The sequence below is a fragment of the Mesorhizobium sp. M1E.F.Ca.ET.063.01.1.1 genome (genome assembly GCF_003998155.1).
Taxonomy (GTDB): Bacteria; Pseudomonadota; Alphaproteobacteria; order Rhizobiales; family Rhizobiaceae; genus Mesorhizobium.
Window position 1 is genome coordinate 1 of sequence record NZ_RZSC01000445.1, and the last position, 4,868, is coordinate 4,868.

At 66.3% G+C, this 4,868-nt stretch carries 3 protein-coding genes and 1 pseudogene; 2 read left to right on the forward strand and 2 right to left on the reverse strand.

What is annotated here, in order from left to right:
* Window positions 1-383: pseudogene (locus EOA29_RS24965) on the reverse strand (transcriptional regulator); the annotation flags it as partial.
* 171 nt (window positions 384-554) lie between these two features.
* Here EOA29_RS24965 and EOA29_RS24970 point away from each other — a divergent pair.
* Window positions 555-1,640, forward strand: a complete 1,086-nt coding sequence (locus tag EOA29_RS24970) for a pyridoxal-phosphate dependent enzyme (protein WP_126092334.1) — start codon at window positions 555-557, stop codon at window positions 1,638-1,640.
* An 89-nt stretch (window positions 1,641-1,729) separates the two neighbouring features.
* The gene (locus EOA29_RS24975; RefSeq protein ID WP_126092335.1) at window positions 1,730-3,211 is read left to right on the forward strand and encodes a pyridoxal-dependent decarboxylase; all 1,482 of its coding nucleotides are present in this window, start codon (window positions 1,730-1,732) and stop codon (window positions 3,209-3,211) included.
* Between the two features lie 21 nt (window positions 3,212-3,232).
* Here EOA29_RS24975 and EOA29_RS24980 read toward each other — a convergent pair.
* Window positions 3,233-4,868 (reverse strand): BTAD domain-containing putative transcriptional regulator (locus EOA29_RS24980; RefSeq protein WP_127221759.1); only part of this gene is annotated, 1,636 nt, incomplete at its 5' end.

Genomic DNA, 4,868 nt, shown 5'->3' on the forward strand with positions numbered 1-4,868 from the left:
GTCTCCAGGGCATCGACGCGGGTATCGGCGAGGCGAAGCGCGACCGCGTCGCCCTCGGTCTCGACCCTGCGCAGGTCCGGCTCGTCGAGCGCGGCGCGAAGCTTGCTCAGGCACCAGCGAAGCTCGCCGCGCGGATCGTTGGGAACATCCCAGAGAAGCTCGCACAGCCGGCTGCGGCTGACGGGGTGTGGCGCGAGCGTCAGATAGGCGAGCAGCGCGCGCAGCTTGCGGGACGCCGGCAGCACGACCGGAACACTGTCGCGCACAATCGCAAGCGGTCCGAACAGCCGCAGGGACAGGCCGGCCGCCTCGCTGTTCAGGCCCGATCGGGCGGATTCCACGTGCGTTTCCACGCTCGCTCCCACGCTGACCAGTTGGTCCATGTTCTATCACCAAAGACGACAGGAAGCATCCGACAGCCCTATTCCGTATCGGAACGCCGCCGTTGCCGCATCTGCGGCAGGTCCCGCAACCCTACCGCGGCAAGGTGTCGAAACCGCGCCGCCGAAGCCGCCGGTTTGTAACCGGCGCGTGAGACATCGAGGAGAAAAGCCATGTTGCAGCAATTGAAAATCAGGACAACAGCCGGCCGCGGCCGGCTGTTCGGCAGCATTCTCGACACGGTCGGCGACACGCCGGTCATCCGCATCAACAATCTCGGCCCGGGTCACGCGACGATCTATGTGAAGGCCGAGTTCTTCAATCCGGCGGCCTCGGTGAAGGACCGGCTGGCGCTCAACATCATCGAGGAAGGCGAGCGCAGCGGCAAGTTGAAGCCGGGCCAGACCGTGGTCGAGGCGACCAGCGGCAACACAGGCATCGGGTTGGCCATGGTGTGCGCGCAGAAGGGCTACCCGCTGGTGGTGACGATGGCCGACAGCTTCTCCATCGAGCGCCGCAAGCTGATGCGCATGCTGGGCGCCAAGGTGGTGCTGACGCCGCGCGCCAAGAAGGGTTCCGGCATGTATCAGAAGGCTGTCGAACTTGCCGGGGCCAATGGCTGGTTCCTGGCCCGTCAGTTCGAGACGGAAGCCAATGCCGCCATCCACGAGGCGACCACGGCGCGCGAGATCATCAACGATTTCGCGGGATCGAGGCTCGATGTGCTTGTCACCGGCTATGGAACCGGCGGCACGATCGCCGGCGTCGGACGAGTGCTGCGCCGCGAGCGGCCGAATGTCCGGATCGTGCTTGCCGAGCCAGCCAATGCGCAGCTTATCGGCAGCGGCCAAGCGCAGGAACGCGGCGCAGGCGGCGCACCCGCTGCCAGCCATCCGGCGTTCGAGCCGCATCCGATCCAGGGCTGGACGCCGGATTTCATCCCCAACGTGCTGCAGGAGGCGATCGACAAGCACTATTATGACGAGGTGGTGCCGATCCCCGGTCCGGAAGGCATCAAATGGGCGAAGGCGCTGGCACGGCAGGAAGGCATATTCACCGGCATCTCCGGCGGCGCCACCTTCGCCGTGGCGCGCCAGATCGCCGGGACGGCCCCGGCCGGTTCGGTGATCCTGTGCATGCTGCCCGACACCGGCGAGCGCTACATGTCGACGCCGCTGTTCGACGGCATCGAGGCGGAGATGGACGCCGAGGAGACGGCGCTGTCACGCTCGACGCCGAGCTGCCAATTCGACGCCTGAAGACAATTCGCGGCGCCGCTGCCCATTCGGCTGGCGGCGCCGCATGACAATCCAGGAAATGATCGCATGCCTTTTGGGGGGAGGAGCGGATGGATACCTTGCAGGAAACAGCGGTGATGGATGAAACGCTCGATCCGCCGGATTGGGCCGAAATGCAGGCCCTGTCGCATCGGATCGTCGAGGAGGCCGTCGCTTATCTCAAGGATGTCCGAGATCGTCCGGTGTGGCGCGAGATGCCGCCCGAGGTCCGCAGTTTCTTTTCGGCACCGCTGCCGCACGAACCGGCGCCGATTGCCGATGTGTATGGCGAGGTCGCCCGCAACGTGATGGCCTATCCGATGGGCAACATCCATCCGCGCTTCTGGTCCTGGTACATGGGGTCCAGCAATTTCACCGGCGCGCTCGGCGATTTCCTGGCGGCGATCCAGGGCTCGAACCTCGGCGGCGGCAACCACGCCGCCGGGCTGATGGACAGCCAGGTGGTCGGCTGGTGCAAGGAGATGGTCGGATTCCCGGTCTCGGCCGGCGGCACGCTGGTCAGCGGCGGCTCCATGGCCAACATTATCGGACTGACCGTGGCGCGCAACGTCAAGGCGGGCGTCGATGTTCGCGAAAGGGGCGTAGGCGCGATACCAAAACCGTTGCGCTTCTACGCGTCGGACCAGGTCCATTCCTGCCACCGCAAGGCGATGGAAGCGCTCGGCCTCGGCAACCGGGCGCTGCGACGGATTCCGACCGATGCCGGTTTGCGCATCGACGTCGACGCTCTCAGGGCGGCCATCGCGGAGGATCGCGCGGCAGGGTTCAAGCCAGCCTGCGTGATCGGCACCGCCGGCACCGTCAACACCGGCGCGATCGACGACCTCAAGGCGCTGGCCGCGCTGGCGGCGGAAGAAGACCTCTGGTTCCATGTCGACGGCTGCATCGGCGCACTGATTGCCATCGCGCCTGAAAACAGATCGCTCGTCGCCGGCATCGAGCAGGCGCATTCCATCGCCCTCGATCCGCACAAATGGCTGCACGCGCCGTTCGAGGCGGGCTGTGCGCTGGTTCGCGATGCTTCTGCCCACCGCAACACCTTCGCCGTCACCCCGGAATACCTGGAATCGACACCGCGTGGGCTCGCCTCCGGGCAATGGCTGCACGACTACGGCCTGCAGACATCGCGCGGCTTTCGCGCGCTAAAGATTTGGATGGCGCTCAAGGAGCACGGGGTGGAGAAGTTCGGGCGCCTCATCGACCAGAACATCGCCCAGGCTCGTCATCTCACCGCTCTGATCGAGGCGGAGCCGGCGCTGGAACCGATGGCGCCGACCACCATCAACATCGTCTGCTTCCGCCATCGCCTGGACGGTGCGTCCGAGGAACGGCTCAAGGCGTTCAACACCGAGATCATGCTCAGGCTGCAGGAAGAAGGCATCGCCGCCTTGTCCGACACCACCGTGCACGGCCGGCATTGCCTGAGGGTGGCGATCACCAACCACCGCACGCGGCGTGACGATCTCGACCTGCTCGTGCGCGAAACGCTTCGCCTTGGAAAGGAAGTCGAGGCCGCGGCGCTGGCGGATTGAAGACGATGCACCAAGACGTGTCTATTCGGGCAGGCCGGCCAGCCGCAGCGCCTCGAAATATTTGGCGAAATAGGCCGGCCTGATATGGCCCGCCACGTGTGTGAGGTTGGCAAGCGTCAGTTCGGGGTCGAGCGCCAGCGAGCGCGCGATATGCTTGCTCGCGGCATCCAGCCTGCCGGCCATGGCATTGCAGGCGGCCGCGACGCGCAGGCCGGTGAGATAATATGGCTGCGTGCGCGATGCCGCCTCTGCGAGCGGCCAGGCGACGTCGTAGCGGCCGGCCACGAAATGGGCGAAGGCGGTGCAGGTCTGCATGAAGAAGGTCAGCGGATCGAGCGGGCTCAGCCGTCTTGCCCGCGACAGGTGCTCGATGGCGATGTCGGGATCGTCGTAGCAGGCCTTGAGGTAGCCGCTGGCGCTCCAGGCGGTGGCGCAGTTCGGGTTCAGCACGAGCGCCCGGTCGGCCAGTGCCAAGGCGGCCTCGTAGTCGCCGGTGACATAGCCCAGCGCCAGGCCGCTGAAGGCCAGCGCTACCGCGTCGTCCTGGCCGGAGATCGCGACGTTGCCGACCAACCGGGAAACCTCGGCGGTCTCCTTCTGCCGATCAGTCATCCAGCGATTCGCCATCCGCCAGAAATAGCACCAGGCGGCAGCGCCCTCCGCTGAGGCAAAATCGGGGTCGAGCTCGATGGCCTTGTAGAATTGCGGCAGCGCTTCCTCCAGCCCTTCCCTCGTCCAGCGGTAAAGGCTCGCCATGCCGCGCAGATAGTGGTCGTAGGCGTCGAGGCTTTCGGTGGGCTTGCGCTTGGCGCGCGCCATCTCAGCCTGCTCGAGCCTCGGCGAAATCGCGCCGACAACGCTGGAGGCGACGAGATCCTGCAGTTCAAACACCTCCGAGACGTCGCCTTCGAACCGGTCGGCCCACAGAGTCACCCCCGCCGCCGCCTCGACCAGTTGCCCTGCCACGCGCAGCCGGCTGCCGGCCCTGCGGACGCTGCCCTCCAGGACGTAGCGCACCCCGAGCTCGCGTGCCACGCGGGTGACGTCGACCGCCTGGCCCTTGTAGGCGAAGGCGGAATTCCGCGCGATCACGAACAGCCAGCTCACATGCGACAGCGCCGTCGTGATCTCCTCGACAACGCCGTCGGTGAAATATTCCTGCTCGGCGTCATCGCTCATGTTCTGGAACGGCAGGACAGCGATCGATGGCTTTTCCGGCACCGAGACGGCCGGACGCGGCGGCTCCGCCTTCACTTCCAGGCCGGACGGTTCGACCTCGGGCGGTCTGCCTTTGGCTGTCGGTTCCGCTTCGATGCGTTCGACCAGCGCCCGCGTCGCTTCTTCGGGATCGACGCCGAGCTCGCGCTTCAGCGCTTCCTTGCAGACCAGGAACTGACGGAAGGCATCGTTGGTCTTGCCGCGGCGGCGGAAGATGCGGATCAGTGCACGGTGGGCCTGCTCGGCGCATGGGTCGAGCGTCACCAGCCGTTCGGCCAGTGCTTCGCAGGCCAATTCCTCGCGCGAACCCAACTCCGGCAAGAGGCTCAGCCGCTCGGCCAGTTCCAGCGCCTTGCGGGCGTAGTTGGCCCGAAGCGGCGCGAGCCACTCGTCGATCTCGCCTGCGAACGACAGCCCGTCGAGCAGGTCGCCCCGATAG